The sequence below is a fragment of the Micromonospora sp. M51 genome (assembly GCF_018070305.1).
Lineage (GTDB): Bacteria > Actinomycetota > Actinomycetes > Mycobacteriales > Micromonosporaceae > Micromonospora > Micromonospora parva.
Genome location: NZ_JAGPXZ010001492.1, coordinates 1 through 476, shown reverse-complemented (window position 1 = coordinate 476; position 476 = coordinate 1). Strand labels below are relative to the sequence as shown.

Annotated in this window: 1 protein-coding gene; it reads right to left on the bottom strand. The window is 71.8% G+C overall.

The annotated features are described in order from the left end of the window. Nucleotides 1-287: 287 nt before the first annotated feature. The coding region (gene hisG, locus KBX53_RS35610; RefSeq protein ID WP_369010030.1) for an ATP phosphoribosyltransferase at nt 288-476 on the bottom strand (189 nt) is incomplete at its 5' end.

Genomic DNA, 476 nt, shown 5'->3' with positions numbered 1-476 from the left:
GGGTTCATGAAAACGGGGGTGTCCGCACGCCAGGGACACCCCCGTTTCCTGAAACCCGAGTGGATCAGCCGCTGGGGCCGCCCCATGGACGCGGACTGGGCCGGGAAAGGGACGGGACACGGACGGCGACGGCGGCGACCGCCACCTCGCCAGAGACGGAGACGGACACGGGACCGCAACGCAGACGGGCCGCGCCGCGGACGGGAACGGAGACGGAACGCAGACGGGCCGCGCCGCGGACGGGAACGGAGACGGGACGCAGACGGCCGCGGTTCGGGAGAGGACGATCAGAGGCGACAGGCGTGGATGTTGGTGACGAGGATGGCGCGGGCACCCAACTCGTACAGCTCGTCCATGATGCGGTGCACGTCGTCGCGGAGCACCATCGCCTGCACCGCCACCCAGCCCTCCCGGTGCAGCGGCGACACGGTGGGCGACTCGATGCCCGGGGTGAGCCCGCTGGCCCGGTCCAGCAG